The sequence below is a fragment of the Bradyrhizobium ottawaense genome (assembly GCF_002278135.3).
GTDB lineage: Bacteria > Pseudomonadota > Alphaproteobacteria > Rhizobiales > Xanthobacteraceae > Bradyrhizobium > Bradyrhizobium ottawaense.
In genome coordinates this window covers 3,553,140-3,576,813 of the sequence record NZ_CP029425.2, presented here as the reverse complement: position 1 = coordinate 3,576,813, position 23,674 = coordinate 3,553,140, and the positions used below count along the sequence as shown (strand labels likewise).

Annotated in this window: 31 protein-coding genes; 1 reads left to right on the top strand and 30 read right to left on the bottom strand. The window is 63.3% G+C overall.

Going from position 1 to position 23,674, the window contains the following annotated elements:
* Nucleotides 1-6: 6 nt before the first annotated feature.
* The 28 genes from CIT37_RS16985 to rpsL form a co-directional block, all read right to left on the bottom strand.
* Nucleotides 7-897: an adenylate kinase gene (locus CIT37_RS16985; RefSeq protein ID WP_028141000.1), complete on the bottom strand. Its 891-nt coding sequence runs from the start codon at nucleotides 895-897 to the stop codon at nucleotides 7-9.
* On the bottom strand, nucleotides 894-2,105 hold the full coding sequence (locus tag CIT37_RS16980; protein WP_095426226.1) for a preprotein translocase subunit SecY: 1,212 nt from the start codon (nucleotides 2,103-2,105) through the stop codon (nucleotides 894-896). The genes CIT37_RS16985 and CIT37_RS16980 overlap by 4 nt, the downstream gene beginning before the upstream one ends.
* Nucleotides 2,102-3,433 (bottom strand): preprotein translocase subunit SecY, encoded by a 1,332-nt coding sequence (gene secY, locus CIT37_RS16975; protein WP_028141002.1) that lies wholly within the window; start codon nucleotides 3,431-3,433, stop codon nucleotides 2,102-2,104. Before secY ends, CIT37_RS16980 begins: the two co-directional genes overlap by 4 nt.
* Before the next feature lie 150 nt (nucleotides 3,434-3,583).
* Nucleotides 3,584-4,069 carry a 50S ribosomal protein L15 gene (rplO, locus tag CIT37_RS16970; protein WP_028141003.1) on the bottom strand — a complete coding sequence of 162 codons (486 nt, stop codon included), beginning with the start codon at nucleotides 4,067-4,069 and terminating at the stop codon, nucleotides 3,584-3,586.
* 15 nt (nucleotides 4,070-4,084) lie between these two features.
* Nucleotides 4,085-4,279 carry a 50S ribosomal protein L30 gene (rpmD, locus tag CIT37_RS16965; protein ID WP_018322272.1) on the bottom strand — a complete coding sequence of 65 codons (195 nt, stop codon included), beginning with the start codon at nucleotides 4,277-4,279 and terminating at the stop codon, nucleotides 4,085-4,087.
* 23 nt (nucleotides 4,280-4,302) lie between these two features.
* Nucleotides 4,303-4,899 carry a 30S ribosomal protein S5 gene (gene rpsE / locus CIT37_RS16960; RefSeq protein ID WP_018322271.1) on the bottom strand — a complete coding sequence of 199 codons (597 nt, stop codon included), beginning with the start codon at nucleotides 4,897-4,899 and terminating at the stop codon, nucleotides 4,303-4,305.
* Nucleotides 4,900-4,943: 44 nt separating this feature from the next.
* Nucleotides 4,944-5,306 carry a 50S ribosomal protein L18 gene (rplR, locus tag CIT37_RS16955; RefSeq protein WP_007603036.1) on the bottom strand — a complete coding sequence of 121 codons (363 nt, stop codon included), beginning with the start codon at nucleotides 5,304-5,306 and terminating at the stop codon, nucleotides 4,944-4,946.
* Nucleotides 5,307-5,317: 11 nt separating this feature from the next.
* Nucleotides 5,318-5,851, bottom strand: coding sequence for a 50S ribosomal protein L6 (rplF, locus tag CIT37_RS16950; RefSeq protein ID WP_028141004.1), 534 nt, complete (start codon nucleotides 5,849-5,851; stop codon nucleotides 5,318-5,320).
* A 16-nt stretch (nucleotides 5,852-5,867) separates the two neighbouring features.
* On the bottom strand, nucleotides 5,868-6,266 hold the full coding sequence (gene rpsH / locus CIT37_RS16945) for a 30S ribosomal protein S8 (protein ID WP_018322269.1): 399 nt from the start codon (nucleotides 6,264-6,266) through the stop codon (nucleotides 5,868-5,870).
* A gap of 14 nt (nucleotides 6,267-6,280) precedes the next feature.
* A complete protein-coding gene (rpsN, locus tag CIT37_RS16940; protein WP_018322268.1) occupies nucleotides 6,281-6,586 on the bottom strand; it encodes a 30S ribosomal protein S14 in 306 nt (101 codons plus the stop codon).
* A 46-nt stretch (nucleotides 6,587-6,632) separates the two neighbouring features.
* Nucleotides 6,633-7,190: a 50S ribosomal protein L5 gene (gene rplE / locus CIT37_RS16935; protein ID WP_018322267.1), complete on the bottom strand. Its 558-nt coding sequence runs from the start codon at nucleotides 7,188-7,190 to the stop codon at nucleotides 6,633-6,635.
* Nucleotides 7,183-7,497, bottom strand: a complete 315-nt coding sequence (gene rplX, locus CIT37_RS16930; RefSeq protein ID WP_007603031.1) for a 50S ribosomal protein L24 — start codon at nucleotides 7,495-7,497, stop codon at nucleotides 7,183-7,185. The genes rplE and rplX overlap by 8 nt, the downstream gene beginning before the upstream one ends.
* The gene (gene rplN / locus CIT37_RS16925) at nucleotides 7,497-7,865 is read right to left on the bottom strand and encodes a 50S ribosomal protein L14 (protein ID WP_007603030.1); all 369 of its coding nucleotides are present in this window, start codon (nucleotides 7,863-7,865) and stop codon (nucleotides 7,497-7,499) included. The genes rplX and rplN overlap by 1 nt, the downstream gene beginning before the upstream one ends.
* An 83-nt stretch (nucleotides 7,866-7,948) precedes the next feature.
* Nucleotides 7,949-8,197, bottom strand: a complete 249-nt coding sequence (gene rpsQ / locus CIT37_RS16920) for a 30S ribosomal protein S17 (protein ID WP_007603028.1) — start codon at nucleotides 8,195-8,197, stop codon at nucleotides 7,949-7,951.
* A 13-nt stretch (nucleotides 8,198-8,210) separates the two neighbouring features.
* Entirely contained in the window at nucleotides 8,211-8,417 is a 207-nt protein-coding gene (rpmC, locus tag CIT37_RS16915) for a 50S ribosomal protein L29 (protein ID WP_026202715.1), read from the bottom strand.
* Nucleotides 8,418-8,422: 5 nt separating this feature from the next.
* Nucleotides 8,423-8,836, bottom strand: a complete 414-nt coding sequence (gene rplP / locus CIT37_RS16910) for a 50S ribosomal protein L16 (RefSeq protein WP_008136349.1) — start codon at nucleotides 8,834-8,836, stop codon at nucleotides 8,423-8,425.
* A 30-nt stretch (nucleotides 8,837-8,866) separates the two neighbouring features.
* Entirely contained in the window at nucleotides 8,867-9,592 is a 726-nt protein-coding gene (gene rpsC / locus CIT37_RS16905) for a 30S ribosomal protein S3 (protein WP_014494500.1), read from the bottom strand.
* Nucleotides 9,593-9,609: 17 nt separating this feature from the next.
* A complete protein-coding gene (gene rplV, locus CIT37_RS16900) occupies nucleotides 9,610-9,996 on the bottom strand; it encodes a 50S ribosomal protein L22 (RefSeq protein ID WP_008136353.1) in 387 nt (128 codons plus the stop codon).
* A gap of 10 nt (nucleotides 9,997-10,006) precedes the next feature.
* Nucleotides 10,007-10,285, bottom strand: coding sequence for a 30S ribosomal protein S19 (gene rpsS / locus CIT37_RS16895; RefSeq protein ID WP_008136357.1), 279 nt, complete (start codon nucleotides 10,283-10,285; stop codon nucleotides 10,007-10,009).
* 12 nt (nucleotides 10,286-10,297) lie between these two features.
* Entirely contained in the window at nucleotides 10,298-11,131 is an 834-nt protein-coding gene (rplB, locus tag CIT37_RS16890) for a 50S ribosomal protein L2 (protein ID WP_018322265.1), read from the bottom strand.
* A gap of 12 nt (nucleotides 11,132-11,143) precedes the next feature.
* A complete protein-coding gene (locus CIT37_RS16885) occupies nucleotides 11,144-11,446 on the bottom strand; it encodes a 50S ribosomal protein L23 (protein ID WP_018322264.1) in 303 nt (100 codons plus the stop codon).
* Nucleotides 11,443-12,063 (bottom strand): 50S ribosomal protein L4, encoded by a 621-nt coding sequence (rplD, locus tag CIT37_RS16880; RefSeq protein WP_020508797.1) that lies wholly within the window; start codon nucleotides 12,061-12,063, stop codon nucleotides 11,443-11,445. The genes CIT37_RS16885 and rplD overlap by 4 nt, the downstream gene beginning before the upstream one ends.
* A gap of 1 nt (nucleotide 12,064) precedes the next feature.
* A complete protein-coding gene (gene rplC, locus CIT37_RS16875; protein ID WP_028141005.1) occupies nucleotides 12,065-12,781 on the bottom strand; it encodes a 50S ribosomal protein L3 in 717 nt (238 codons plus the stop codon).
* Between the two features lie 52 nt (nucleotides 12,782-12,833).
* Entirely contained in the window at nucleotides 12,834-13,142 is a 309-nt protein-coding gene (rpsJ, locus tag CIT37_RS16870; RefSeq protein WP_002712302.1) for a 30S ribosomal protein S10, read from the bottom strand.
* A gap of 83 nt (nucleotides 13,143-13,225) precedes the next feature.
* Nucleotides 13,226-14,416: an elongation factor Tu gene (gene tuf, locus CIT37_RS16865; protein ID WP_008136415.1), complete on the bottom strand. Its 1,191-nt coding sequence runs from the start codon at nucleotides 14,414-14,416 to the stop codon at nucleotides 13,226-13,228.
* Nucleotides 14,417-14,456: 40 nt separating this feature from the next.
* The gene (fusA, locus tag CIT37_RS16860) at nucleotides 14,457-16,529 is read right to left on the bottom strand and encodes an elongation factor G (protein ID WP_038950207.1); all 2,073 of its coding nucleotides are present in this window, start codon (nucleotides 16,527-16,529) and stop codon (nucleotides 14,457-14,459) included.
* Between the two features lie 30 nt (nucleotides 16,530-16,559).
* On the bottom strand, nucleotides 16,560-17,030 hold the full coding sequence (gene rpsG / locus CIT37_RS16855; RefSeq protein ID WP_018322260.1) for a 30S ribosomal protein S7: 471 nt from the start codon (nucleotides 17,028-17,030) through the stop codon (nucleotides 16,560-16,562).
* 15 nt (nucleotides 17,031-17,045) lie between these two features.
* Nucleotides 17,046-17,417 carry a 30S ribosomal protein S12 gene (gene rpsL, locus CIT37_RS16850; RefSeq protein WP_007603006.1) on the bottom strand — a complete coding sequence of 124 codons (372 nt, stop codon included), beginning with the start codon at nucleotides 17,415-17,417 and terminating at the stop codon, nucleotides 17,046-17,048.
* A gap of 688 nt (nucleotides 17,418-18,105) precedes the next feature.
* Between rpsL and CIT37_RS16845 the strand changes: the two genes are divergently transcribed.
* Nucleotides 18,106-19,350 carry an FAD-dependent oxidoreductase gene (locus tag CIT37_RS16845; protein ID WP_038950206.1) on the top strand — a complete coding sequence of 415 codons (1,245 nt, stop codon included), beginning with the start codon at nucleotides 18,106-18,108 and terminating at the stop codon, nucleotides 19,348-19,350.
* Here the strand turns inward: CIT37_RS16845 and CIT37_RS16840 are convergent.
* Entirely contained in the window at nucleotides 19,272-21,299 is a 2,028-nt protein-coding gene (locus CIT37_RS16840) for an ABC transporter ATP-binding protein (RefSeq protein ID WP_095426225.1), read from the bottom strand. The genes CIT37_RS16845 and CIT37_RS16840 overlap by 79 nt on opposite strands.
* 134 nt (nucleotides 21,300-21,433) lie before the next feature.
* Complete coding sequence (locus CIT37_RS16835; protein WP_092260223.1) at nucleotides 21,434-23,494, bottom strand: FAD-dependent oxidoreductase; 2,061 nt, start codon at nucleotides 23,492-23,494, stop codon at nucleotides 21,434-21,436.
* Nucleotides 23,495-23,674 lie beyond the last annotated feature (180 nt).

The following is a 23,674-nucleotide window of genomic DNA, read 5'->3' as shown; positions in this document are numbered from 1 at the left end:
CCGCTGCTAGCGCTTAGCTCGCTTTTTCGTGACCTTTTTTGCGGCCTTTTTGGCACCCTTTTTGACAGCCTTCTTGGCGGTCTTTTGGGCTGCCTTTTTCGCCGCTTTCTTGCCGGCTTTCTTGGCCGTCTTCTTGGGGCCCCTCACCGCCGTCTTGGCGGCCTTTTTGGCCGATTTGGCGGGTTTTTTGGTCGTTTTGGAGGGCTGTTTGGCTGTTTTCCTGGCTTTCTTGCTCGCCTTCTTGCTGGCCTTGGCCTTCTTGGCCGGGCCCGCCTTGGCTGCGCTTTTGGCGTGGGTCTTGGGCTCGACTGCCCCTAACGCCAGGAGCTGGCGATGAATGGCGCGGGTGACCTCGTCGATGGCCATCATACCGTCGATGGTCGAGAGCTTGCGCCGCTCGGAATAGTAGTGAATCAGCGGTTCCGTCTGGTTGCGGTAGCTGGCTAAGCGCTTGGTCAGGACCTCCGGCGTGTCGTCGAGTCGGACCTCCTCCCCGCGCTCACGCATCTGGGCAACGCGGGTCTCGACACGGTTCAGCAGCGCGCTCTCGTTGACGCGGAGCTCGATCACGGCGTCGAGCTTGAGGTGCTTGTGCTTGAGCAGTTCGTCCAGCGCCTCGGCCTGCGGCACGGTGCGCGGGAAACCGTCGAGGATGAAACCGTTCTTGGCGTCCGGCTGGTCGATCCGATCGGAGATGATTCCGACCACGACCTCGTCGGGTACGAGACCACCGCTGGCCATGATCTCCTTGGCCTTCAGCCCGACCGGCGTACCGGCCGCAACCGCAGCACGCAGCATCTCGCCGGTCGAGAGCTGGACGATGCCATAGCGTTGCACCAGCAACTGCGCCTGGGTCCCCTTGCCCGACCCCGGCGGTCCCAGAAGTATAATTCTCATCGGCGTACGCCCCCCGGATTGGTGAGCGATACGTCGCGCACCTGTGTTTTGATATCAAGAGCGGTGCAAACCACAACCAGCGCCCCACCGCCATTGATCATCATACTATAAGGCAGCCCGATCCCGTAAAGCTCGAAGACCTCCGGAATCAACTGCAACACAGTCAGGTAGACGGCTCCGACGACTGTCGTCAATGACACGACGCGGTCGAGATAGTCGGCGGTCGCCTCGCCCGGCGCGACACCGGGAATCGTGCCGTCGCGCGCGGCCAGGGATTTGGCCGCGTGCTCGGGATCGACGACGTAGGCCGTGTAGATGAAGGCCAGCACAAAGATCGCAACCGATCCAAGCACCAGATGGGCCAGCATGCCAAAACCAAGGTGCCGGTAGGCGGCGGCGACCCACGGCGTATCGGCACCAAAGACGTAGGCCAAACCGGCCACCGGCAGAAACAGGATCCAGGGCGCCACCGTGGCCGGCACCAGAAAACCTGCACTGTTGATCTTGATCGGGAGAATCGCTGCTCGCGCGGGCAGCAGGCGATCTCCGAGTCTGCGCTCGGCGAACTCGACGCCGACATTGCGTCGCGCACCTTCGACGAAGACGATCAGGGCGACGACCCCGATCCAGACGAGCGCGTGGACCAGCACGACAATGCCGGATACCTGGCCGTCCTGCAGAAGGCGTGCGATGCCGGCGATGTCGACCGGGACATGAACGAGAATATTGACGCTGAGCAGCAGCGCCAGGCCATTGCCGATGCCGTGGCGGGTGATCTGTTCGCTGAGCCAGACCAGGACGAACACGCCACCCACGATCGAGGCCGTGGCCGCGAGCACGGGCCATTCGTCGGGATCGGGGACCAGCGCCGGAATTGTCCGGATGGTCGAGGCGTAGCCGTAGGCCTGGAAGGTGGTGAAGACCAGAGTCACGATCAGCGTGTAGCCGGAGATCCTGCGCCGGCCGCGCTCGCCCGATCTCTCGAGCGAGCTCAAGCGCCGCGATACCAGCGAAACAAGCCGGACGACGATCGCGGCCGTCAGATAGGGAAGGATACCGAGCGCGAAGATCGAAAAGCGAACCACATGTTCGCCTGAGAACGACGGGCCCGGCGCCCCCATCCCGACGAACGGAACCTGGGTGCCGAGCCTGAAGAGGAGCAGCGCGCCAATCGTGAAAGCGATCCGGCGCGCGAGCTCCCTTCTCATCTACGGCGGCCGCGCAGCTTCGACTTGCGGATCAGGCCTTCGTACTGATGCGCCAGCAGATAACCCTGCACCTGTGCCACCGTGTCCATGGTGACGCTGACCACGATCAGCAGCGAGGTGCCGCCGAAGTAGAACGGCACCGACGCGTAGGAGATCAGGATCTCCGGGATCAAGCAGACGATCGCCAGATAGACCGCGCCGAGCACGGTGATGCGCGACAGCACGTAGTCGATATATTCCGCGGTACGCTCGCCGGGACGGATGCCCGGAATGAAGCCGCCGTGCTTCTTCAGATTGTCCGCGGTCTCGGTCGGGTTGAATACGATCGCGGTGTAGAAGAAGGCGAAGAACACGATCAGCGCCAGATACATGATCAGGAACAGCGGACGGCCATGGCCGAGCTGGGTCGTGATCCACTGGAACCATTCCGGCCCGCTGCCCGCGTTGAAGTTCGCAACCGTAGTCGGCAGCAGCAGCAGCGAGGACGCGAAGATCGGCGGGATCACGCCGGAGGTGTTGAGCTTGAGCGGCAGATGCGAGGACTGGCCCTCGAACATCTTGTTGCCGACCTGGCGCTTCGGATACTGGATCAGGAGGCGGCGCTGCGCGCGCTCCATGAACACGATGAAGGCGATCACGGCGACCGCCATGATGATGACGACCAGGATCAGGCCGGTCGACATCGCGCCCTGACGGCCGAGCTCGAGCATGTTGGCGAGCGCGGCGGGCAGCTCGGCGACGATGCCGGCGAGAATGATCAGCGAGATGCCGTTGCCGATGCCGCGCGAGGTGATCTGCTCGCCCAGCCACATCAGGAACATGGTGCCGCCGGTCAGCGTGATCGCGGTGGACAGGCGGAAGAACAGGCCGGGGTCGCTGACGACGTTGCCGGCGCCCTCGAGGCCCACCGCGATGCCGTAGGACTGGAACGCGGCCAGGATCACCGTGAGATAGCGGGTGTACTGGTTCAGCAGCTTGCGGCCGGACTCGCCTTCCTTCTTCAGCGCCTCGAGTTGCGGCGAGACGGTGGTGAGGAGCTGGATGATGATCGAGGCCGAGATATACGGCATGATGTTCAAGGCGAAGATCGCCATGCGGTGGATGCCGCCGCCGGCGAACATGTTGAACATGCCGAGGATGCCGCCCGCCTGGGAGCGGAACACCTGCTCCCAGATATTGGGATCGATGCCGGGGAGCGGGATGTAGGTCCCGAGCCGATAAACGAGCAGCGCACCCAGGGTGAACCAGATGCGCTTCTTCAGTTCGTCAGCCTTGGCAAACGCACCGAAATTGAGATTGGCTGCCAGTTGTTCCGCTGCAGAGGCCATCTTGGACTTTCTCCCGCCGCCTATTGCGCCGTCATGCCCGCGGCCGGGCTACATTATACCGGACACCGGACATTATCTGGGGCTCGGCTTCGATAAGTCCACGTCCCGCACGCGTAAAGGCCCGCGAGCCGCGGGCCAATGACGCAGTTGTTACGCCGCCTCGCCTTCTTCCTTGGCAGGGGCGAGGATCTTCACCGAGCCGCCGGCCTTCTCGACCGCGGCGATCGCGGTCTTGGTGGCGCCGTGGACTTCGATGTTGAGCTTGGACTTGAGCTCGCCGCGGCCGAGCAGCCGCAGACCACCCTTCGGCCGGCGCAGCACGCCGCCCTTCACCAGGGCCTCGACGTTCACGACGCTGCCGGCGTCGATCTTCTTGGCATCGACCGCTTCCTGGAGCCGGTCGAGATTGATCTCGGCGAACTCGACACGGAAGATGTTGTTGAAGCCGCGCTTGGGCAGACGGCGATGCATCGGCATCTGGCCGCCTTCGAAACCCTTGATGCGCACGCCCGAACGCGCGGTCTGACCCTTGCCGCCGCGGCCGGACTGCTTGCCCTTGCCCGAACCGATGCCACGGCCGACGCGCATGCGCTTCTTGCGCGAGCCGGCGTTGTCGGCGATATCGCTGAGCTTCATCGCCCTTCTCCTTATTTACTTCTCGTCGACGATGCGGACGAGATGGTGAACCTTCTCGATCATGCCACGGACTGCCGGGGTGTCCTGCAGTTCGCTGGTGCGACCGATCTTGTTGAGCTTGAGCCCGATCAGCGTCGAGCGCTGCGAGTGATGGCGCCGGATCGCGCTGCCGGTCTGCTCGAGCTTGATCGTCTTGCTGGCCTTGGCCATGGGAGTCTACTCCAGAGCTTCCGTTAGTCGGCAGCCGCCTCGGCATCACCACCGATACGGCGGGACTGCAGAGTGGATACCTTGATGTTGCGGCGGGCTGCGACCGAACGCGGCGAATCCTGATGCTTCAGCGCGTCGAAGGTCGCGCGAACCATGTTGTAGGGGTTCGACGAGCCGATCGACTTGGCGACCACGTCCTGGACGCCGAGCGTCTCGAACACGGCGCGCATCGGGCCGCCGGCGATGATGCCGGTACCGGCGGGAGCTGCACGCAGGTAGACACGGCCCGCGCCATGACGGCCGGCGATGTCGTGATGGAGCGTGCGGCCCTCACGCAGCGAGACGCGGGTCAGGTTGCGCTTGGCGGACTCGGTGGCCTTGCGGATCGCCTCCGGCACTTCGCGTGCCTTGCCGTGACCGAAGCCGGCGCGGCCCTTCTGGTCGCCGATCACGACCAGCGCTGCGAAACCGAAGCGCTTGCCGCCCTTGACGACCTTGGCCACGCGGTTGATGTGGACGAGCTTGTCGACGAACTCGCTGTCGCGCTCCTCGCGCTCCCTGCGTTCACGTCCGCCGCCGCCGCGTTGATCGCGTCCACCACGTTGTTCGCGTTCTGCCATTTTTCCAATCCTTCAGAGGCTTGCGCCTCAATCCTCAAATTCTGTTAGAAGCTCAGCCCGCTCTCACGCGCTGCGTCGGCAAGAGCCTTGACGCGCCCGTGGTAGAGGTAGCTGCCGCGATCGAACACGACTTCCTTGACGCCCTTCTCGGCGGCGCGCTCGGCCAGCAGCTTGCCGACCGCCTTCGCCGCATCGATGTCGGCGCCGGTCTTGCCGCCGTCGCGCATCGACTTCTCGAGCGAAGAGGCAGAGGCCAGCGTCTCGCCCTTCAGGTCGTCGATGACCTGGGCGTAGATGTGCTTGGACGAGCGGAACACCGACAGACGCGGACGACCACCACCGGAGCGGCGCAGCTTCAGCCGCACACTCCGCTTGCGCCGGGCATTGGTAACCTTGGCTTTGGACATGACCGGCTCCGTTACTTCTTCTTGCCTTCCTTGCGGAAGATGAATTCGCCAACATACTTCACGCCCTTGCCCTTGTAGGGCTCCGGCGGGCGATAACCGCGGATCTCGGCCGCAACCTGGCCGACGCGCTGGATGTCGCTGCCCGTCACCGTGATCTCGGTCGGCTTCGGCACGGTGATCGTGATCCCCTCGGGGATCGTGTAGATCACGTCGTGGCTGTAGCCGAGCGCGAGCTGCAGGTTCTTGCCCTGCATCGCGGCGCGGTAACCGACGCCGGTGATCTCGAGCTTCTTCTCGAAGCCCTTGGTGACGCCTTCGACCAGATTCGCGACCTGGGCGCGAGCGGTACCGTAGAGCGCGCGGGCGCGATTGGTCTCGAGCCGCGGCTTGACCATGATCTGGCCGCTCTCGAGCTTCACCTCGACGTCGTCATGAACGACGAACTGAAGCTGGCCCTTCGGCCCCTTCATCTTGACGGTCTGCCCATCGACGGTCGCGGTCACACCCGACGGAACCGCCACAGGCCTTTTGCCAACACGTGACATGGATCAAAAATCCTTCTCAGAACACCGTGAAGAGGACTTCACCGCCCACATTCGCGTCGCGCGCGCTGTGGTCGGCCATGATCCCCTTCGGCGTCGACAACACCGAAATGCCGAGCCCGTTGTTGACCCGCGGCAGGTTCTTCACCGAGGCGTAGACGCGACGCCCGGGCTTGGAAACACGTTCGATCTCGCGGATGACGGGCTCGCCGTCGAAATACTTCAGCTCGATCTCGATCTCGCTGCGGCCCGAGGAGTGCTCGAGCGTGGCGTAACCGCGGATGTAGCCCTCGGACTTGAGGACCTCGAGCACGTTCTCGCGCATCTTCGAGCCAGGCGTGGAGACCTTGGTCTTGGAGCGCATCTGCGCGTTGCGGATACGGGTGATCAGATCGCTGATTGGATCGTGCGTAGACATCTAAACGACCCTCCTTACCAGCTGGACTTCACGAGGCCCGGGACCATGCCCTTGGAGCCAAGTTCGCGCAGCGCGATACGGGACAGCTTGTTCTTGCGGTAGTTCGAGCGCGGGCGGCCCGACAGCTCGCAGCGCAGGCGGATGCGGGTTGCCGACGAGTTGCGCGGCATTTCCGCCAGCTTCAACGTCGCAGCGAAACGCTCCTCCATCGGCAGCTTCTTGTCGGCGATGATCGCCTTCAACCGCTCGCGCTTGGCGGCGGCGTTCTTCACCATCCGCTTGCGCCGGTTGTTCTTCTCGACTGAACTCTTCTTTGCCATGCTTGGCTCCTGGGTATCCGCGTTTGAGAGGCTTTAGGTCAGCGTCTCACTGCCGGAACGGGAAATTGAAAGCGGTCAACAAGGCCCTCGCCTCTTCGTCGGTCTTGGCCGTGGTGCAGACGGTGATGTCCATGCCGCGGGCTTCCGTGACCTTGTCGAAGTCGATCTCGGGGAAAATGATGTGCTCCTTGATGCCGAGCGAGTAGTTGCCGCGGCCGTCGAAGCTCTTCGGGTTCAGGCCGCGGAAGTCGCGGACGCGCGGCAGCGCGACCGTCACCAGGCGATCGATGAACTCGTACATGTGGGCCTTGCGCAGCGTGACCTTGCAGCCGATCGGCTGGTTCTCACGCAGCTTGAAGGTCGCGATCGCGATACGCGAATAGGTCACGATCGCCTTCTGGCCGGCGATCTGGGTCAGCTCGGCAGCGGCGGTCTCGGCCTTCTTGCGATCGTTGACGGAATCGCCAACGCCCATGTTCAGCACGACCTTGTCCAGACGCGGAACCTGCATGACGTTCTCATAACCGAACTTCTCGGTCATGGCCGTGCGGATCTTCGCATCGTATTCCGCGCGCAGGCGCGGCGTGTAAGCGGCCTCAGCCATCGATCTCAGCTCCCGAGCTCTTGGCGATGCGGACCTTCTTGCCGTCCGCCAGAATCTTGAATCCGACGCGGGTCGGCTTTCCGTCCTTGCCGACATACGCGATGTTGGACAGTTGGATCGGCGACTCCTTCGAGATGATGCCGCCCTCCTGGGCCTGCGTCTGCTTCTGATGACGCTTGACCATGTTGATGCCGCGCACGAGCGCCGTGCCGGCGTCGGGACGCACTTCGAACACTTCGCCGGTGCGGCCCTTGTCGCGGCCGGTCAGCACGACGACCTTGTCGCCCTTGCGGATCTTGGCAGCCATCACAGCACCTCCGGCGCGAGCGAGATGATCTTCATGTGGTTCTTCGCGCGCAGCTCGCGCGGCACGGGCCCGAAGATACGGGTGCCGACCGGCTCGGACTGGTTGTTGATCAGAACGGCGGCGTTGCGGTCGAAGCGGATGACCGAACCGTCGGCGCGGCGGATGTCCTTGCGGACGCGCACCACGACGGCCTTCATCACGTCGCCCTTCTTCACCTTGCCACGCGGAATTGCTTCCTTGATCGAAACGACGATGATGTCGCCGATCGTGGCGTAGCGGCGCTTGGAGCCCCCGAGCACCTTGATACACATGACACGGCGTGCGCCAGAATTGTCGGCCACGTCGAGGTTGGTCTGCATCTGAATCATTGATGCACCTCGTCCTCTTCTCTTTGCGCCAGCCCAGCCGGCGCTCAACATTTCCCTGAAGTCAGTCGGCTAAAGCCAACAGATCAGGCGCTTTTCTTGTGCTCGCCCCGGATCACGACCCAGCGCTTCAACTTCGAAATCGGCTTCGATTCCTCGATCCACACCATGTCGCCCGGCTTGAACTCGTTGCTCTCGTCGTGCGCGTGGTAGTTCTTCGAACGGCGGATCGTCTTCTTGTAGATCGGGTGCGTGAAGCGGCGATCGACGCGCACCACGATGGTCTTGGCTTGCTTGTCGCTGACGACCACGCCCTGCAAAGTACGTTTCGGCATCTTCGTAAGCCTCTTACTTCTTCTTCGCGCGCGTCTGCGCGGCGACGGTCTTGATCCGGGCGATGTCACGGCGGGCCTCGCGCAGGCGCGAGGTGTTCTCGAGCTGCCCGGTGGCGCGCTGGAAGCGCAGGTTGAAGCGCTCCTTCTTCAGGTTCAGGACGGCGTCGTCCTGCTGGTCGGGGCTCATCGCGCGGATGTCTTCGATCTTCATCTGGGCCATGGCCATTACTCCGCAATGCGCTCGACGAAGCGCGTCTTGATCGGCAGCTTGGCGGCCGCCAGGGTCAGCGCCTCACGCGCCGTCTGGGTGTTGACGCCGTCGATCTCGAACAGCACCCGGCCCGGCTTGACGCGGGCGACCCACAATTCCGGCGAACCCTTGCCGGAGCCCATGCGGACTTCGGCCGGCTTCTTCGACACCGGAACGTCGGGGAACACGCGGATCCAGACGCGGCCGGCGCGCTTCATGTGGCGGGTCAGCGCGCGGCGAGCGGCTTCGATCTGGCGCGCGGTGACGCGCTCAGGCTCGGTCGCCTTCAGGCCGAACTGGCCGAACGCCAACGTCGCGCCCGAAGACGCAACGCCGTGGATGCGGCCCTTATGCGCCTTCCGGAACTTCGTTTTCTTAGGTTGCATCATGGCTTTAAGCCCTCAAATTCCTGTGCGGCTTTAGGCTGCAGCCGTATCGCGGCGCTGACGGCCACCACGATCACCACTGCCACCCGTCTCGCCTTCGGCCATTCTCTTGTCCTGGGCCATCGGATCGTGCTCGAGGATCTCGCCCTTGAAGATCCAGACCTTGACGCCGCAGGTGCCGAAGGTCGTGAACGCGGTCGCAACGCCGTAGTCGATGTCGGCGCGCAGCGTGTGCAACGGCACGCGACCTTCGCGGTACCACTCCATGCGCGCGATTTCCGCACCGCCCAGACGTCCCGAGCAGTTGATGCGGATGCCTTCCGCGCCGAGACGCATCGCCGACTGAACCGCGCGCTTCATGGCACGGCGGAACGCCACGCGGCGCTCGAGCTGCTGCGCGATCGACTCGGCCACCAGCGTCGCATCGAGCTCCGGCTTGCGGATCTCGACGATGTTGATGACGACGTCGGACGAGGTGATGTCCGCGACTTTCTTGCGCAGCTTGTCGATGTCGGCGCCCTTCTTGCCGATCACCACGCCCGGACGAGCCGAGTGGATGGTGACGCGGCACTTCTTGTGCGGACGCTCGATCACGATGCGGGCGACGGCCGCCTGCTTGAGCTCCTTGTGCAGGATCTCACGGATCTTGACGTCCTCGTGCAGCAGCTTGCCGTATTCCTGCTTGCCGGCGAACCAGCGGGAATCCCAGGTGCGGTTGATGCCGAGACGCAGACCGATCGGATTGATCTTTTGACCCATCGTGTTCTCCTGCGCCCTTAAGCGGCTGCTTCGGCTTCGACCTGACGAACGATGATCGTCAGCTGCGAAAATGGTTTGTAGACACGGCCCGAACGGCCACGGCCGCGAGCGGCGAAGCGCTTCATCACGAGGCCGTTGCCGACGAAGGCCTGAGCCACGACGAGATCGTCGACGTCGAGATCGTGGTTGTTCTCGGCATTGGCGATAGCCGATTCCAGGCACTTCTTCACGTCGACCGCGATCCGCTTGCGCGAAAACTGCAGATCGGCGAGCGCAGCAGCTGCCTTCCGGCCGCGAATGAGCTGGGCGACCAGGTTGAGCTTCTGCGGGCTCACCCGCAGCATCCGGGCGACCGCCTTGGCCTCGTTCTCGGCGAGGCTCCGTTCGCGCTTAGGTTTGCTCATCGTTTAATCCTCAAGCCTTCTTGGCTTTCTTGTCGCCGGAGTGGCCATGGAAGGTCCGGGTCGGCGAGAACTCGCCGAACTTGTGACCAACCATTTCCTCGTTGACGGCCACCGGCACGTGCTTCTGACCGTTGTAGACGCCGAAGGTCAGGCCGACGAACTGCGGCAGGATCGTCGAGCGACGGCTCCAGATCTTGATGACGTCGTGACGGCCGGACGCGCGGGCGGCATCTGCCTTCTTGAGCAGAGAACCCTCGACGAACGGGCCTTTCCAGACTGAACGAACCATGTCCGGCGTTCCTTACTTCTTCCGCTTGTGGCGGCTTAGGAGAATGAATTTGTTGGTCGACTTGTTGGTGCGGGTCTTCTTGCCCTTGGTCGGCTTGCCCCACGGGGTGACCGGGTGGCGGCCGCCCGAGGTACGACCTTCACCACCGCCGTGCGGATGGTCGATCGGGTTCATCGAAACACCGCGGTTATGCGGCTTGCGGCCCAGCCAACGGTTGCGGCCGGCCTTGCCGATCGAGGTGTTCATGTGATCCGGGTTCGACACCGCGCCGATCGTGCCGCGGCAACGGCCGTGCACCAGGCGCTGCTCGCCCGAGTTCAGGCGGATGATCACGTAGTCCTGGTCGCGGCCGACGAGCTGGGCATAGGTGCCCGCGGAACGGGCGAGCTGGCCACCCTTCCCGATCTTGACCTCGATGTTGTGGATGATCGTGCCGACCGGCATGTTGCCGAGCGGCATGACGTTGCCCGGCTTCACGTCGACGTAGTTGCCGGCGATGATGGTGTCACCCACGGCCAGGCGCTGCGGCGCCAGGATGTAGGCCTGCTCGCCGTCCTGATACTTGATCAGCGCGATGAAGCCGGTGCGGTTCGGATCATACTCGAGACGCTCGACGGTCGCGGGGACGTCGATCTTCTCGCGCTTGAAATCCACGGTGCGCAGCGTCTTCTTGTGGCCACCGCCACGGAAGCGCACGGTGATGCGACCGGTGTTGTTGCGGCCGCCCGAGGAGTGCTTGCCCTCGGTGAGCGCCTTGACCGGCTTGCCCTTGTAGAGGGCCGAACGATCGACCATGACCAGCTGGCGCTGACCCGGCGTCGTAGGATTGAATGTCTTCAGTGCCATCGTCGTACGACCTTACAGACCGGTGGTGACGTCGATCCGGTGGCCCTCTTCGAGGGTCACGATCGCGCGCTTGGTGTTCGACTGCGAGCCGAGATTGCCGCGGAAGATCTTGGTCTTGCCCTTGCGGACCAGCGTGTTGACGCTCTTGACCTTGACGTCGAACAGCTTCTCGATCGCTTCCTTGATCTGCGGCTTGGTCGCCTTGGCGGCCACCTTGAATAGCACCTTGTTGTGCTCCGAGGCGATCGTGGCCTTTTCGGTCACGACCGGCGACAGGATCACGTCGTAGTGGCGAGCCTCGATGTTCTTCGTCATTTGAAGCGCGCCTCCAGCGCATCGATGGCGGCCTTGGTCAGAACGAGCTTCTGACGGCGCAGGATGTCGTAGACGTTGATGCCCTGGATCGGCAGCACGTCCATGTTCGGGATGTTGCGGGCCGCAGCGGCGAAGCCGTTGTTGAGCTCGGCGCCGTCGATGATCAGCGCGTTGGTCAGACCCAGACCCGAGAAGTGACCGAGCAGCGCCTTGGTCTTGGCGGCTTCCAGCGCGGCCTTCTCGATCACGACGAGATCGCCGTCCTTGGCCTTGGCCGAGAGCGCATGCTTCAGCGCCAGCGCGCGGACCTTCTTCGGCAGGTCGGTGGCGTGCGAACGCACCACCGGACCGAAGGCACGGCCGCCGCCGCGGAACTGCGGCACGCGGGCCGAGCCGTGACGAGCACCGCCGGTGCCCTTCTGCTTGTACATCTTCTTGCCGGTGCGCCAGATCTCGGCGCGGCCCTTGGCCTTGTGCGTGCCGGCCTGACGCTTGTTGAGCTGCCACTGCACGCAACGCGCAATGATGTCCTGGCGCGGCTCGAGGCCGAAAATGGTGTCGGACAGCTGGACCGAGCCGGCTTCCTTACCTTCGAGGGTGGTGACCTTCAATTCCATCTCACGCACCCTCCTGCTGGGCCGCAGCCTCGGCTTCGCCACCGGCAACCTTGAACTTGCCGGGCTTCGGAGCTTCCTTCGGCAGCGGCTTCTTGACGGCGTCGCGCACGCGGATCCAGCCGCCCTTGGAGCCGGGAACGGCGCCTTCGACGAGGATCAGGCCGCGCTCGACATCGAGCTGAACGACGCGAAGGTTGAGCGTGGTGATGCGGTCGACACCCATGTGGCCGGGCATCTTCTTGTTCTTCCAGGTCTTGCCGGGGTCCTGACGGCCACCGGTCGAACCGATCGAGCGGTGCGAGACCGAGACGCCGTGGGTGGCCCGCAGACCGCCGAAGTTCCAGCGCTTCATGCCGCCGGCGAAGCCCTTACCGACCGAGGTGCCGGTGACGTCGACGAACTGGCCGACGACGAAGTGGTCGGCCAGGATCTCGGCGCCGACCGGGATCATGGCATCCGCGGTGACGCGGAATTCCTCGACCTGCCGCTTCGGCTCGACTTTGGCGACCGCGAACTGGCCGCGCTCCGCCTTGGGCATGTAAACGGTCTTGCGGCTGCCAGAACCAAGCTGGAGCGCGACGTAACCGTTCTTCTCTTCGGTACGGTGGCCCACGACCTGGCAATTGCCGAGCTTCAGCACGGTCACGGGGATATGTTCGCCGGCCTCAGTAAAGACCCGCGTCATCCCGACCTTTTGTGCGATCACTCCGGAGCGCATCGGCTTGCTTCCTGTTCTTTCTGTCCGCTTGCGCGAACGGGATCCAAAAATCTTAGAGCTTGATCTCGACGTCGACACCGGCGGCCAGGTCGAGCTTCATCAAAGCATCGACGGTCTGCGGGGTCGGATCGACGATATCGAGCAAGCGCTTGTGAGTGCGCATCTCGAACTGCTCGCGGCTCTTCTTGTCGACGTGGGGCGAACGGTTGACGGTGAACTTCTCGATGCGGGTGGGCAGCGGAATGGGTCCGCGGACCTGCGCGCCGGTGCGCTTCGCCGTGTTCACGATCTCGCGGGTCGACGTATCGAGGATACGATGGTCGAACGCCTTGAGACGGATACGAATGTTTTGGCCGTTCATTGCCGTGGTCTCTCTTCAGTGGGGTGGCGAATAGCGAATAGCGAATGTCACCATTCGCTACTCGCCGATCCCTGTTCTCGTAATTACTCGATGATCGAGGCGACGACGCCGGCGCCGACGGTGCGGCCGCCTTCGCGGATCGCGAAGCGGAGCTTCTCTTCCATCGCGATCGGCACGATCAGATGCACTTCCATCGCGATGTTGTCGCCCGGCATCACCATCTCGGTGCCTTCCGGCAGGTGCACGACACCGGTCACGTCGGTGGTGCGGAAGTAGAACTGCGGACGGTAGTTGGTGAAGAACGGGGTGTGGCGACCGCCCTCTTCCTTGGTGAGGATGTAAGCCTCAGCCTTGAACTTGGTGTGCGGCTTGACCGAACCCGGCTTGCACAGCACCTGGCCGCGCTCGACGTCTTCGCGCTTGGTACCGCGGAGCAGCGCACCGATGTTGTCGCCGGCCTGGCCCTGATCGAGCAGCTTGCGGAACATTTCGACGCCGGTGACGGTGGTCTTCTGGGTCGCACGGAGACCGACGATCTCGATTTCCTCGCCGACCTTGACGATGCCGCGCTCGACACGGCCGGTCACGACGGTGCCGCGGCCCGAGATCGAGAACACGTCTTCAACCGGCATCAGGAACGGCTGGTCGATCGGACGCTCCGGCTGCGGGATGTACTCGTCGACGTTCTTCATCAACTCGAGGATGGCGTCGTGGCCGAGCTTCTTGTCGGAATCTTCGAGAGCGGCGAGCGCCGAACCCTTGATGATCGGGATCTTGTCGCCCGGGAAGTCGTACTTCGAGAGCAGCTCGCGGACTTCGAGCTCGACGAGCTCGAGCAGTTCCGGATCGTCGACCATGTCGCACTTGTTGAGGAACACGACGAGTGCGGGCACGCCGACCTGGCGGGCGAGCAGGATGTGCTCGCGGGTCTGCGGCATCGGGCCGTCAGCGGCCGACACGACCAGGATCGCACCGTCCATCTGGGCGGCGCCGGTGATCATGTTCTTGACATAGTCGGCGTGGCCGGGGCAGTCGACGTGGGCGTAGTGGCGGTTCGGCGTCTCGTACTCGACGTGCGCGGTCGAGATGGTGATGCCACGCGCCTTCTCTTCCGGCGCCTTGTCGATCTGATCGTACGCGGTGAACGTTGCACCGCCGGCTTCGGCGAGAACCTTGGTGATCGCCGCGGTCAGCGACGTCTTGCCATGGTCGACGTGACCGATGGTGCCGATGTTGCAGTGCGGCTTGTTACGTTCAAACTTTGCTTTGGCCATTTGACTCTCCGTTCAATCGTCAGTTCGTGACCGACGACAATCAGGCAAACTTCTTCTGGACTTCTGCCGACACGTTGGCCGGCGCTTCTGCGTAGTGGTCGAACTGCATGGTGAAGGTTGCGCGCCCCTGGCTCATCGAGCGCAGGTTATTCACGTAACCGAACATGTTCATGAGCGGCACCATCGCATTGATGACGTTGGCGTTGCCGCGCATGTCCTGACCCTGGATCTGACCGCGCCGCGAATTCAGGTCGCCGATGACCGAGCCGGTGTAGTCTTCCGGGGTCACCACTTCGACCTTCATGATCGGCTCGAGCAGGACGGACTTGCCCTTCTGCAAGGCTTCGCGGAATGCCGCGCGCGATGCGATTTCGAAGGCGAGCGCCGACGAGTCGACGTCGTGATACTTGCCGTCGACGAGCTGAACCTTGACGTCGACCACGGGGAAGCCCGCGACGACACCAGAGCTCATCACGCTGTTGAGGCCCTTTTCAACGCCGGGGATGTATTCCTTCGGAACCGCACCACCGACGATCTTGGATTCGAACTCGTAGCCCTTGCCGGGCTCGTTCGGCTCGACCACGATCGACACTTCCGCGAACTGACCGGTACCGCCGGTCTGCTTCTTGTGAGTGTACTTGACCTCGGCCTTCTTGGTGACGCGCTCACGGAACGCAACCTGGGGCGCGCCGATGTTGGCGTCGACCTTGTAGGTGCGGCGGAGAATGTCGACCTTGATGTCGAGGTGGAGTTCGCCCATGCCCTTGAGAATGGTCTGGCCGGACTCCTGGTCGGTCGACACGCGGAAGGACGGATCCTCCGCAGCGAGCTTGGCCAGAGCCACGCCCAGCTTTTCCTGGTCGGCCTTGGACTTCGGCTCGATCGCGATCTCGATGACCGGCTCGGGGAATTCCATCTTCTCGAGGATCACCTGCTTGTCGGGATCGCACAGCGTGTCACCGGTGCGCGCTTCCTTCAGGCCGGCCAGTGCGACGATGTCGCCGGCATAGGCTTCCTTGATGTCTTCGCGATTGTTCGCATGCATCAAGAGCATGCGCCCGATGCGCTCCTTCTTCTCACGGGTCGAGTTCACGACGCCGGTGCCGCTCTGCAGAACGCCGGAGTAGATGCGGCAGAAGGTGATGGTACCGACGAACGGGTCGTCCATGATCTTGAACGCGAGCAGCGCGAGCGGCTCCTTGTCGTCCGCCTTGCGCACGACTTCGTTGCCGCGATCGTCGGTGCCCTTGATCGCGGGCACGTCGATCGGCGACGGCAGATAGTCGACGACGGCGTCGAGCAGCGGCTGAACGCCCTTGTTCTTGAAGGCCGAGCCGCACAGCACGGGATAGAACGCGCCGGTCAGGACCGCCTTGCGGATCAGCCGCTTCAGCGTCTCTTCGTCCGGTTCCTTGCCGTCGAGATAGGCGGCCATGGCGTCGTCGTCGAGCTCGACGGCGGCTTCCACCATCTTCTCGCGGTATTCCTTGGCCTGCTCGACCAGATCTTCCGGGATGTCGACATAGTCGAACTTCGCGCCGAGCGATTCATCGTTCCAGATGATGCCCTGCATCTTCACGAGGTCGACGAGACCCTTGAAGTTGTTCTCGGCACCGATCGGAAGCTGGATCGCGATCGGCTTGGCGCCGAGGCGGTCGACGATGTCGGCCAGGCACTTGAAGAAGTCGGCGCCGGTCTTGTCCATCTTGTTGGCGAAGACGATGCGCGGAACCTTGTACTTGTCGCCCTGGCGCCAGACGGTCTCGGTCTGGGGCTCGACGCCCTGGTTCGAGTCGAGCACGCAGACGGCGCCGTCGAGCACGCGCAGCGAACGCTCGACTTCGATGGTGAAGTCGACGTGGCCGGGGGTGTCGATGATGTTCAGGCGCTTGCCGGCCCAGAATGCAGTGGTCGCAGCCGAGGTGATCGTGATGCCACGCTCCTGCTCCTGCTCCATCCAGTCCATCGTCGCGGCACCTTCGTGCACTTCGCCGATCTTGTGGCTCTTGCCGGTGTAATAGAGGATGCGCTCGGTGGTCGTCGTCTTACCGGCATCGATATGCGCCATGATACCGAAGTTGCGGTAATTCTCTATGGCATGAACGCGGGGCATAGGGTGTTCCTTAGATTCCGTGTGTCGCCGTTACCAGCGATAGTGCGAGAAGGCGCGATTGGCTTCCGCCATCCGGTGCACGTCTTCACGCTTCTTGACGGCATTCCCGCGGTTGTTCGACGCGTCCAGGAGCTCGGCCGAGAGCCGCTCGGTCATGGTCTTCTCGTTGCGATCACGCGCAGCGGAGATCAGCCAGCGGATGCCCAGCGCCTGACGGCGGGTCGAACGAACTTCGACCGGAACCTGGTAGGTCGCGCCGCCGACGCGGCGGGAGCGCACTTCGATCGTCGGCATGACGTTCTCGAGTGCCTGCTCGAACACGCCGAGCGGGTTCTGCTTGGTCTTGGTTTCGATGATACCGAACGCACCGTAGACGATGCCTTCGGCGACCGACTTCTTGCCGGCGTACATCACCGAGTTCATGAACTTCGTGACGATGATGTTCCCGAACTTCGGATCGGGAAGGACTTCGCGCTTTTCCGCTGAGTGGCGACGAGACATGGAGCTGGTTCCCGCTTACTTCGGACGCTTCGCGCCGTACTTCGAACGACGCTGCTTACGGTTCTTGACGCCCTGGGTATCCAGAACGCCGCGGAGGATGTGGTAGCGCACGCCGGGCAAGTCCTTGACGCGACCGCCGCGGATCATGACCACCGAGTGCTCCTGGAGGTTATGGCCTTCACCGGGGATGTAGCCGATCACCTCGAAGCCGTTGGTCAGGCGCACCTTGGCGACCTTACGAAGCGCCGAGTTCGGCTTCTTCGGGGTCGTGGTGTAGACGCGGGTGCAAACACCACGCTTCTGCGGCGACTGCTGCAGCGCCGGCACCTTCTTGCGCGACTTCTGCACTTCACGCGGTTGAGCGATCAGCTGGTTGATCGTCGGCATCCTGGCCTTACCCTTTGTTCTGTCGCAGACCCTTTTCGGATCCGCTGTCTTGCCGCAGCCCGTCGCCGGGACTGCAAATTCTTTCGAGCTACCCGCCCGACGAGGTCGCCTTCCGCGGAACAATCCGCACAAAGCGAAATCGCGCCAACCGCCCCATCAACGGGCGGAAAGCGCTTCGACGCCACAGAGGACCGCAGTATTGAGGCCGATCAGCATAAAGCCGCGGCCCGCGCACTGAGGTCATGCATCCGAATTCGATCTCAAGAGAATAAGCTCAAGAGAACTAGAATCGCACTGGCATTGCCTAGCTATGATCGACAGCGTTTGAGCGGCATTCGTCGAGGTTGGTGCCCGCCTTTTAGCGATCCCTGGTGGCTTTAGTCCTTGGGGATCTAACGGGTGGCCCGTTCCGACGCTGGCGATGCTCACCGCCTGTCGTTAAGTGAGGCGCTTTCTATGCGTGAGAATCGATCAAGTCAAGGCGAAACGACAGCCACGAAGCGCTTCAGGAGCCTGTCAAAATCGCGGTTTGCCGCCCTCGCCGCACCACTCCGATATGGGAACGGACTCTCGGTTCCGCCAGCTTGAGAATTATTATACCCGGGCGAAAAGTACTTTTATAACCAGGGCTAAGGCTTTTTTTCCTGTTGATGCGTCAATCTGGGCCCTTCGGCAGGAAATGGGCGCCATGCGGTACACCGACATTGCCATTATCGGCGGCGGATTGGCGGGCTCGACCGCCGCCGCGATGCTCGGCCGGGCCGGCATTTCGACCGTCCTGATCGATCCGCATGAGAGCTATCCGACGGACTTTCGCGTCGAGAAACTCAGTGGTCAGGAGCAGGTTGGGCGATTCCTGAAGACCGGAATCGCAGAATCAGTGCTGCGCCGCGCGACCTTTACCGGCGAGAACTGGATCGCCCGCTTCGGCCGCCTGCTCGACAAGGCACCGAGCCGGCAGTTCAACATCCTCTACGATTCCCTGGTCAACGCGGTCCGCGACGAAATCCCCGCTTCCGTCGAGCGCATCTGCGCCAAGGCCATCGCCGTCGAGACGAGCGAGGAGCGGCAGCGGGTCGTGCTCTCCAATGACGAGACGATCTCGGCCCGCCTGGTGGTGCTCGCCAATGGCCTGAATGTCGGCCTGCGCCACCAGCTCGGCATCGCCCGAAAAGTCATCAGCGCCTGCCATTCGATCTCGATCGGGTTCGACATCGTCCCGGTCGGGCGCTCAGCATTCGCCTTCCCGGCTCTGACCTACTTCTCCGAACGTCCGAGCGACCGCATCCCGTACATCACGCTGTTTCCGGTCGGCACGCGGATGCGCGCCAATCTGTTCGTCTATCGCGCCTGCGACGACCCCTGGCTGCGCGAGCTGCGCCGCGCCCCGACCGAGACGCTGGATGCGGCCCTGCCCCGGCTCGAGGCCGTCACCGGCCCGTTCGAGATCCCGGGCGAGATCAAGATCCGCCCGGTCGATCTCTACGTGAACGATTGCCGCGGCCAGCCCGGCCTCGTGCTGGTGGGCGATGCCTTCGCGACCTCCTGCCCGGTCGCCGGCACCGGCTGCGACAAGGTCTTCACCGACGTCGAGCGGCTCTGCAACGTCCACATCCCGGCCTGGCTCGCCTGCGACGGGATGAGTGCGGCCAAGATCGCTGCCTTCTACGCAGATCCGGTCAAGCGGGCCTGTGACGAATGGTCGGCGGCGAAGGCGTTCGACTTCCGCTCAGTCTCGATCGGTACGAGCCCCTACTGGACGGCGCAGCGCTGGGCCCGCTTCATCGCCTGGTCGGCTCAAGGCCTGCTGCGGCCGCTTGGAGGCGCCTTCGAGCTGGAGCCGAACTTGCTCGGTCATTCCTCCTCGTCGTCCTCGTCCTCGGCATCCTCGAGGTCGTCTTCGTCCTCATCGTCCCTGCCGTCGTCGGCGTGAGCCGCCGCGCCGTGCGGCTGATGGATCTGGTCGTTCCACAGCTTGCGATAGGTCCCGTTCTTGGCGAGCAGCTGGGCATGCGAGCCGCGCTCGATCGCCCTGCCCCCTGAGATCACGATGATCTCGTCCATCTCCACCACCGAGGTCAGGCGGTGGGTCGACCAGATCATGGTGCGGCCCTTGGCGACCTTGAGCAGCGTGCGGTTGATTGCGGCTTCCGTGGTCTGGTCCAGCGCCGAGGTGGCTTCGTCCAGCAGCAGCACCGAGGGGTTGCGGATGACCGCGCGCGCGATCGCGATGCGCTGGCGCTGACCGCCCGACAGGGTGTCGCCGCGCTCGCCGACCGGCGTGTCGTATCGCTGCGGCAGGCTCATGATATAGCGGTGGATCTCGGCCTTCTTGGCGGCCTCCTCCACCTCCTCGTCGGTCGCGCCCTCCTTGCCGAGCCGGATGTTCTCGCGGATCGACATGTTGAACAGCATGTTCTCCTGGAACACCACCGCCATGCTCCGGCGCAGCGAATCCAGCGTCACCTTGCGGACGTCGACGCCGTCGATGGTGACCCGCCCCTCGTCGGGCACGTAGAGCCGCAGGATCAAATTGAGCAACGTGCTCTTGCCGGAGCCGCTGGGGCCCACGATCGCGATGCGCTTGCCCGCGTTGAGCTTGAGACTGAGATTGTCCAGCACCGGGGTCTGACTGCCCTCGTACTGGAAGGTGACGTGATCGAACGTGATGTCGTTGGTGATGCGCGGCAAATCGGGCGCGCCGGGGCGGTCGGCAGCGCGGGTCGGCTCGTCCAGCAGCTCCTGCATGTGCCGGATCGCCGCCGCCGAGGAGATCGACACCGGGATGAAATGCATCACATGGGCGATGTTGTAGGAGACCTCCCAGAAGGCGCTCTCGAAGGTGACGAAGGTGCCGATGGTGATCTGGCCCTTGGTGGCAAGATAAGCGCCGATCGCGAGCACCACGAGGTGCAGCATCAGCACCGAGATGGTGACCGTCCGCTCCACCATGGTCGACAGGAACGCGGCTGAGGCGATCTTGTCGCGCGCCTCGTGGTTGCGGAAGGTGAAGAAGCCGAACATCTTGCGCTGCAGGCTGAACGCCTTGATCACGGCCTGCGCCGCCACGTTCTCCTGCACCATGCCGAGCAGCGCGCTCTCGTTGAGCTTCTGCTCGTAATTGGCCTGCACCGCCTTGGGCGTCAGGATCCGCGGGCCGATCAGTGTGATCGGGAACACGAGCAGCGCGACCGCCGCGAGCTGCCAGTTCAGGAACACCATCAGGATGATGCCGGCGATCAGCTCCAGAAACGGCAGCGCGGCACTGTTGGCAAACGTCTTGACCGAGCCTTCGAAGGCCGACAGGTCGACGGAGAAGCGCGACAGGATCTCACCGCGCTTGGTGCGGCCGAAATAGGCCGCCGGCAGGTCCTGAACGTGCTCGAACAGGCGCTTGCGGACGTCGGAGATGATGCAGGCGGCCAGCCGCGCGTCCCAGCGCTCGTACCAGACCGCGACGATCGAGGTGAAGATGCCGGCGACGGCGAGCACGCCGAGGATCTTGTACAGCGCCTGGAAGTCCTCCTCCCCGAGCGCGTCGTCGATCAGGAACTTGAGGCTGAGCGGCATGATGACGTTGAACAGCGTCTCGACGCAGACGCCAAACGCCACGAAGGACAGCATCCGCTTGTAGTTCGCCAGGAACGGCTTGACGAACCCGACGATGGTCGCGAGCGCGCCCGCGGCCTCGCGCGCGGTAAAGACGACGAGGTCCTCGTCCTCATCATCGTCGTCGAGCTCCAGCTCGTCATCCGCCTCGTCTTCGGCATCCTCGTCGTCTTCGAGGTCCGGCTTGGCAGTCGACGCGAGCTTGTCGTCGAGCTCGGCCGCCTCTTCGGCGGCGAGCTTCTGTTTGTCGGGCGAGAAAGGCTTGGATGCCATGAAACCAACCGATGCTGACGGCCGGCATGACCGCAGAGAAAGCAGGACATAGCGGAAAGCCGCTATTGCACCGATTCTATGCGATCAGGATGAATTCGGCAAAACAATTGGCGAATTCGACACGCGCCCCGCGGCTAATCCTCGTCCTCGTCCTCGACCTTGTCGAAGAAGGAATAGCGCAGGCTGTCGGCGTCGGCGTACCACTGCCCCGGCCCCTTGTTGGCGGCGAGCGTCGCCTCCCAGAGCGCATCGGTGCAATCCTTGCGGTGCATCGAGAGGTCGAAACCGTTGCCGAAGAACAGTTCGGACCATTCCCACCACGTGCCGAGTTTCTTGACCCCGCGCAGGAGGTCGTAGCGGTCGATCAGCGCGGGCGCCATGTCCGAGGTAATCGAGCCGAACACGAGGCCGGTCTTGACCACGCGGTTCAGTTCCTTGATTGCGCGGACCACCTGCTTCGGGGAAACGTGGCAAAGGCTGGTCTCGAACACGAAGTCGAACGCGCCGTCCTTGAACGGCATGTCGGTGATCGAGCCGAGCTTGTTGTACTTCTTCAGCGCCTTCGGCGTCCTGGCGTGGATGGCGCGGTTGCTCTCGATGCCGAAGGCATCGATGCCGCGCTCGCGCAGCGCGCCGACCAATTCGCCGCTGGCCGAGCCCGCGACGAGCAGCTTGGCACCCTTGGTCTTGCCCCAGACGATGCCGAGCAGCCGGGTGAGGTAATCGGGATCGGTGAAGTGGCGCCATGCCTCGTGATAGGGGCCGAGGCCGCGATAGTTCTCGAAATAGTCCCGATCGATCTTGTCGGAGAGCGGCTTGTCGTCCTGCGCGCGCTCGCGGCGCAGGCGCATCATCTCGGTCAGGATGATGTCGGTTGCCGCATCCGAGGAGTCGAGCAGGCCGTTCAGCGTCGAGTCGAACAGATAGTCGCCGACCACCACGATGCCGGGATGCTCCTTCGGCTCGGGCCGGTGATTGGTCATGACATCGCGCACCGGCAGGCCGCCCGGAATCGCGTTCACCGACGACAACCAGCGATGGATCTTGCCTTCCATGAAATGCAGGCGCGCATCGCCGAGCGAGGCCGGCAGCGATTTCAGCGCGGCATCGATCAGCTCCTGGTCGGACAGATTGGCGAAGGCCAGCGCGTCGGAGCCGGGAATCAGCCAGTTCAACACGCCGTGCTTGCCGACGTCGTGGCGCGCACCCTCGTTGTAGACGCAGCAGCCGCCGAAGGCTTCCGACATGAACCAGGCGCCTGGAATCTTCTCGCCCCAGAACGGCGTGTCGAACAGGATCGAGACGCGCAAATAGTGCGCGGGACGGTCGAAGTAAGAAACGTGCTTGACCATCGACTTGCGGAGCTGTTCGCCTTCCCACCCCATGGTGGCGAGCCAGGAATGCGGCAGGCAGACCAGCACGAGATCGAAGTCGCGCGTCTCCGGTCCCTTGCCGTTCATCATCTTGAGCTGGTAGCGGCCGGTCGGCGCCTTGCCGACGGTTAGCACGCGGTGATTGAGCTGGATGTCGGCGTTGACCTCCGACTGCAGGCATTCGATCAACTGCTCGTTGCCGTTCTGGATGGAATAGAGGCCGATATAGCCGTCGACATCCATCAGATAGTTCTTGAGCGCGTTGAGGCCGTTGGTGTTGTGGCTCTCGGTGGCGATGTCGGAGCGTGCCATCACCTTGAAGAACCGCTTTGCGGTTTCGTCCTCGACCTCCTCGTCGAGCACCTGCTCGGCGGTCTTGTAGGCCCAGGGATTCTCATTGTCGTGCGCGCCGACGCCCTCGTAATATTCGATCGGTGACATCGCCTCAGCACAACGCTTGCGGAACGCCTCGATCGCCGCGGCGGTCTTGGCGCCATACTTGCGGCGCATGCCCGGCACGTCGTCGAGAAGCTCGCCGCCGAACTGCACCTGCTCGGCATCCATCGGAATCGTCTGCAGCCCGAAATGCTGGATCAGCTCGCGCAGCGGATCCGGCCCGGTCATCGAGTAGTCGTAGATCTCGGCAACGCCGGCCTCGTACATCGCGGGCGCGGAATCGAATTTGCGGGTGACGATCTTGCCGCCGAGCCGATCGGAGGCCTCGTAGATGGTGACGCGACAGAGGTCGCCGAGCTTGCGCTTCAGATACCAAGCGCTCATCAGCCCGCCGGGGCCGCCGCCTACGATTGCAAGATCAAGCATGTGAGTTCCGTGGTCTCCGGCCCGCCCCCTTCACGGGACCACCGGTCTAAACTCTCCTAGCAGAAGCGCTTTTGCGGCTGAAGGAAAGATGAACAAAGGTTGATCTCGCATCGCAACAGACAAGCAAAGCAACAAAAAGGCCGGCTTTCGCCGGCCTTTTCATTGTCCTCGGTAGTCCTA

Bases quoted from the DNA above. Each gene is read 5' to 3' on its own strand.
- CIT37_RS16845 (WP_038950206.1), top strand. From the start codon at position 18,106: ATGCGGTACACCGACATTGCCATTATCGGCGGCGGATTGGCGGGCTCG.
- rpsC (WP_014494500.1), bottom strand. From the start codon at position 9,592: ATGGGTCAAAAGATCAATCCGATCGGTCTGCGTCTCGGCATCAACCGC.
- rplV (WP_008136353.1), bottom strand. From the start codon at position 9,996: ATGAGCAAACCTAAGCGCGAACGGAGCCTCGCCGAGAACGAGGCCAAG.
- rplC (WP_028141005.1), bottom strand. From the start codon at position 12,781: ATGCGCTCCGGAGTGATCGCACAAAAGGTCGGGATGACGCGGGTCTTT.
- tuf (WP_008136415.1), bottom strand. From the start codon at position 14,416: ATGGCCAAAGCAAAGTTTGAACGTAACAAGCCGCACTGCAACATCGGC.
- rpsH (WP_018322269.1), bottom strand. From the start codon at position 6,266: ATGTCTACGCACGATCCAATCAGCGATCTGATCACCCGTATCCGCAAC.
- rplB (WP_018322265.1), bottom strand. From the start codon at position 11,131: ATGGCACTGAAGACATTCAATCCTACGACGCCGGGTCAGCGCCAGCTG.
- rplD (WP_020508797.1), bottom strand. From the start codon at position 12,063: ATGGAATTGAAGGTCACCACCCTCGAAGGTAAGGAAGCCGGCTCGGTC.
- CIT37_RS16985 (WP_028141000.1), bottom strand. From the start codon at position 897: ATGAGAATTATACTTCTGGGACCGCCGGGGTCGGGCAAGGGGACCCAG.
- rpsS (WP_008136357.1), bottom strand. From the start codon at position 10,285: ATGGTTCGTTCAGTCTGGAAAGGCCCGTTCGTCGAGGGTTCTCTGCTC.
- secY (WP_028141002.1), bottom strand. From the start codon at position 3,433: ATGGCCTCTGCAGCGGAACAACTGGCAGCCAATCTCAATTTCGGTGCG.
- rpsG (WP_018322260.1), bottom strand. From the start codon at position 17,030: ATGTCTCGTCGCCACTCAGCGGAAAAGCGCGAAGTCCTTCCCGATCCG.
- rplR (WP_007603036.1), bottom strand. From the start codon at position 5,306: ATGTCCAAAGCCAAGGTTACCAATGCCCGGCGCAAGCGGAGTGTGCGG.
- rpmC (WP_026202715.1), bottom strand. From the start codon at position 8,417: ATGGCCCAGATGAAGATCGAAGACATCCGCGCGATGAGCCCCGACCAG.
- rplP (WP_008136349.1), bottom strand. From the start codon at position 8,836: ATGATGCAACCTAAGAAAACGAAGTTCCGGAAGGCGCATAAGGGCCGC.
- CIT37_RS16980 (WP_095426226.1), bottom strand. From the start codon at position 2,105: ATGAGAAGGGAGCTCGCGCGCCGGATCGCTTTCACGATTGGCGCGCTG.
- CIT37_RS16840 (WP_095426225.1), bottom strand. From the start codon at position 21,299: ATGGCATCCAAGCCTTTCTCGCCCGACAAACAGAAGCTCGCCGCCGAA.
- rpsL (WP_007603006.1), bottom strand. From the start codon at position 17,417: ATGCCGACGATCAACCAGCTGATCGCTCAACCGCGTGAAGTGCAGAAG.
- rpsE (WP_018322271.1), bottom strand. From the start codon at position 4,899: ATGGCAGAACGCGAACAACGTGGTGGACGCGATCAACGCGGCGGCGGC.
- rpsN (WP_018322268.1), bottom strand. From the start codon at position 6,586: ATGGCAAAGAAGAGTTCAGTCGAGAAGAACAACCGGCGCAAGCGGATG.
- rplX (WP_007603031.1), bottom strand. From the start codon at position 7,497: ATGGCTGCCAAGATCCGCAAGGGCGACAAGGTCGTCGTGCTGACCGGC.
- rplN (WP_007603030.1), bottom strand. From the start codon at position 7,865: ATGATTCAGATGCAGACCAACCTCGACGTGGCCGACAATTCTGGCGCA.
- CIT37_RS16885 (WP_018322264.1), bottom strand. From the start codon at position 11,446: ATGACGAAGAACATCGAGGCTCGCCACTACGACGTGATCCTGTCGCCG.
- rplF (WP_028141004.1), bottom strand. From the start codon at position 5,851: ATGTCACGTGTTGGCAAAAGGCCTGTGGCGGTTCCGTCGGGTGTGACC.
- rpmD (WP_018322272.1), bottom strand. From the start codon at position 4,279: ATGGCCAAGGCCAGCAAGACGATCAAGCTCGAGCAGACCGGCAGCGCG.
- rplE (WP_018322267.1), bottom strand. From the start codon at position 7,190: ATGGCTGAGGCCGCTTACACGCCGCGCCTGCGCGCGGAATACGATGCG.
- rpsJ (WP_002712302.1), bottom strand. From the start codon at position 13,142: ATGAACGGCCAAAACATTCGTATCCGTCTCAAGGCGTTCGACCATCGT.
- rplO (WP_028141003.1), bottom strand. From the start codon at position 4,069: ATGAAGCTCAGCGATATCGCCGACAACGCCGGCTCGCGCAAGAAGCGC.
- rpsQ (WP_007603028.1), bottom strand. From the start codon at position 8,197: ATGCCGAAACGTACTTTGCAGGGCGTGGTCGTCAGCGACAAGCAAGCC.
- CIT37_RS16835 (WP_092260223.1), bottom strand. From the start codon at position 23,494: ATGCTTGATCTTGCAATCGTAGGCGGCGGCCCCGGCGGGCTGATGAGC.
- fusA (WP_038950207.1), bottom strand. From the start codon at position 16,529: ATGCCCCGCGTTCATGCCATAGAGAATTACCGCAACTTCGGTATCATG.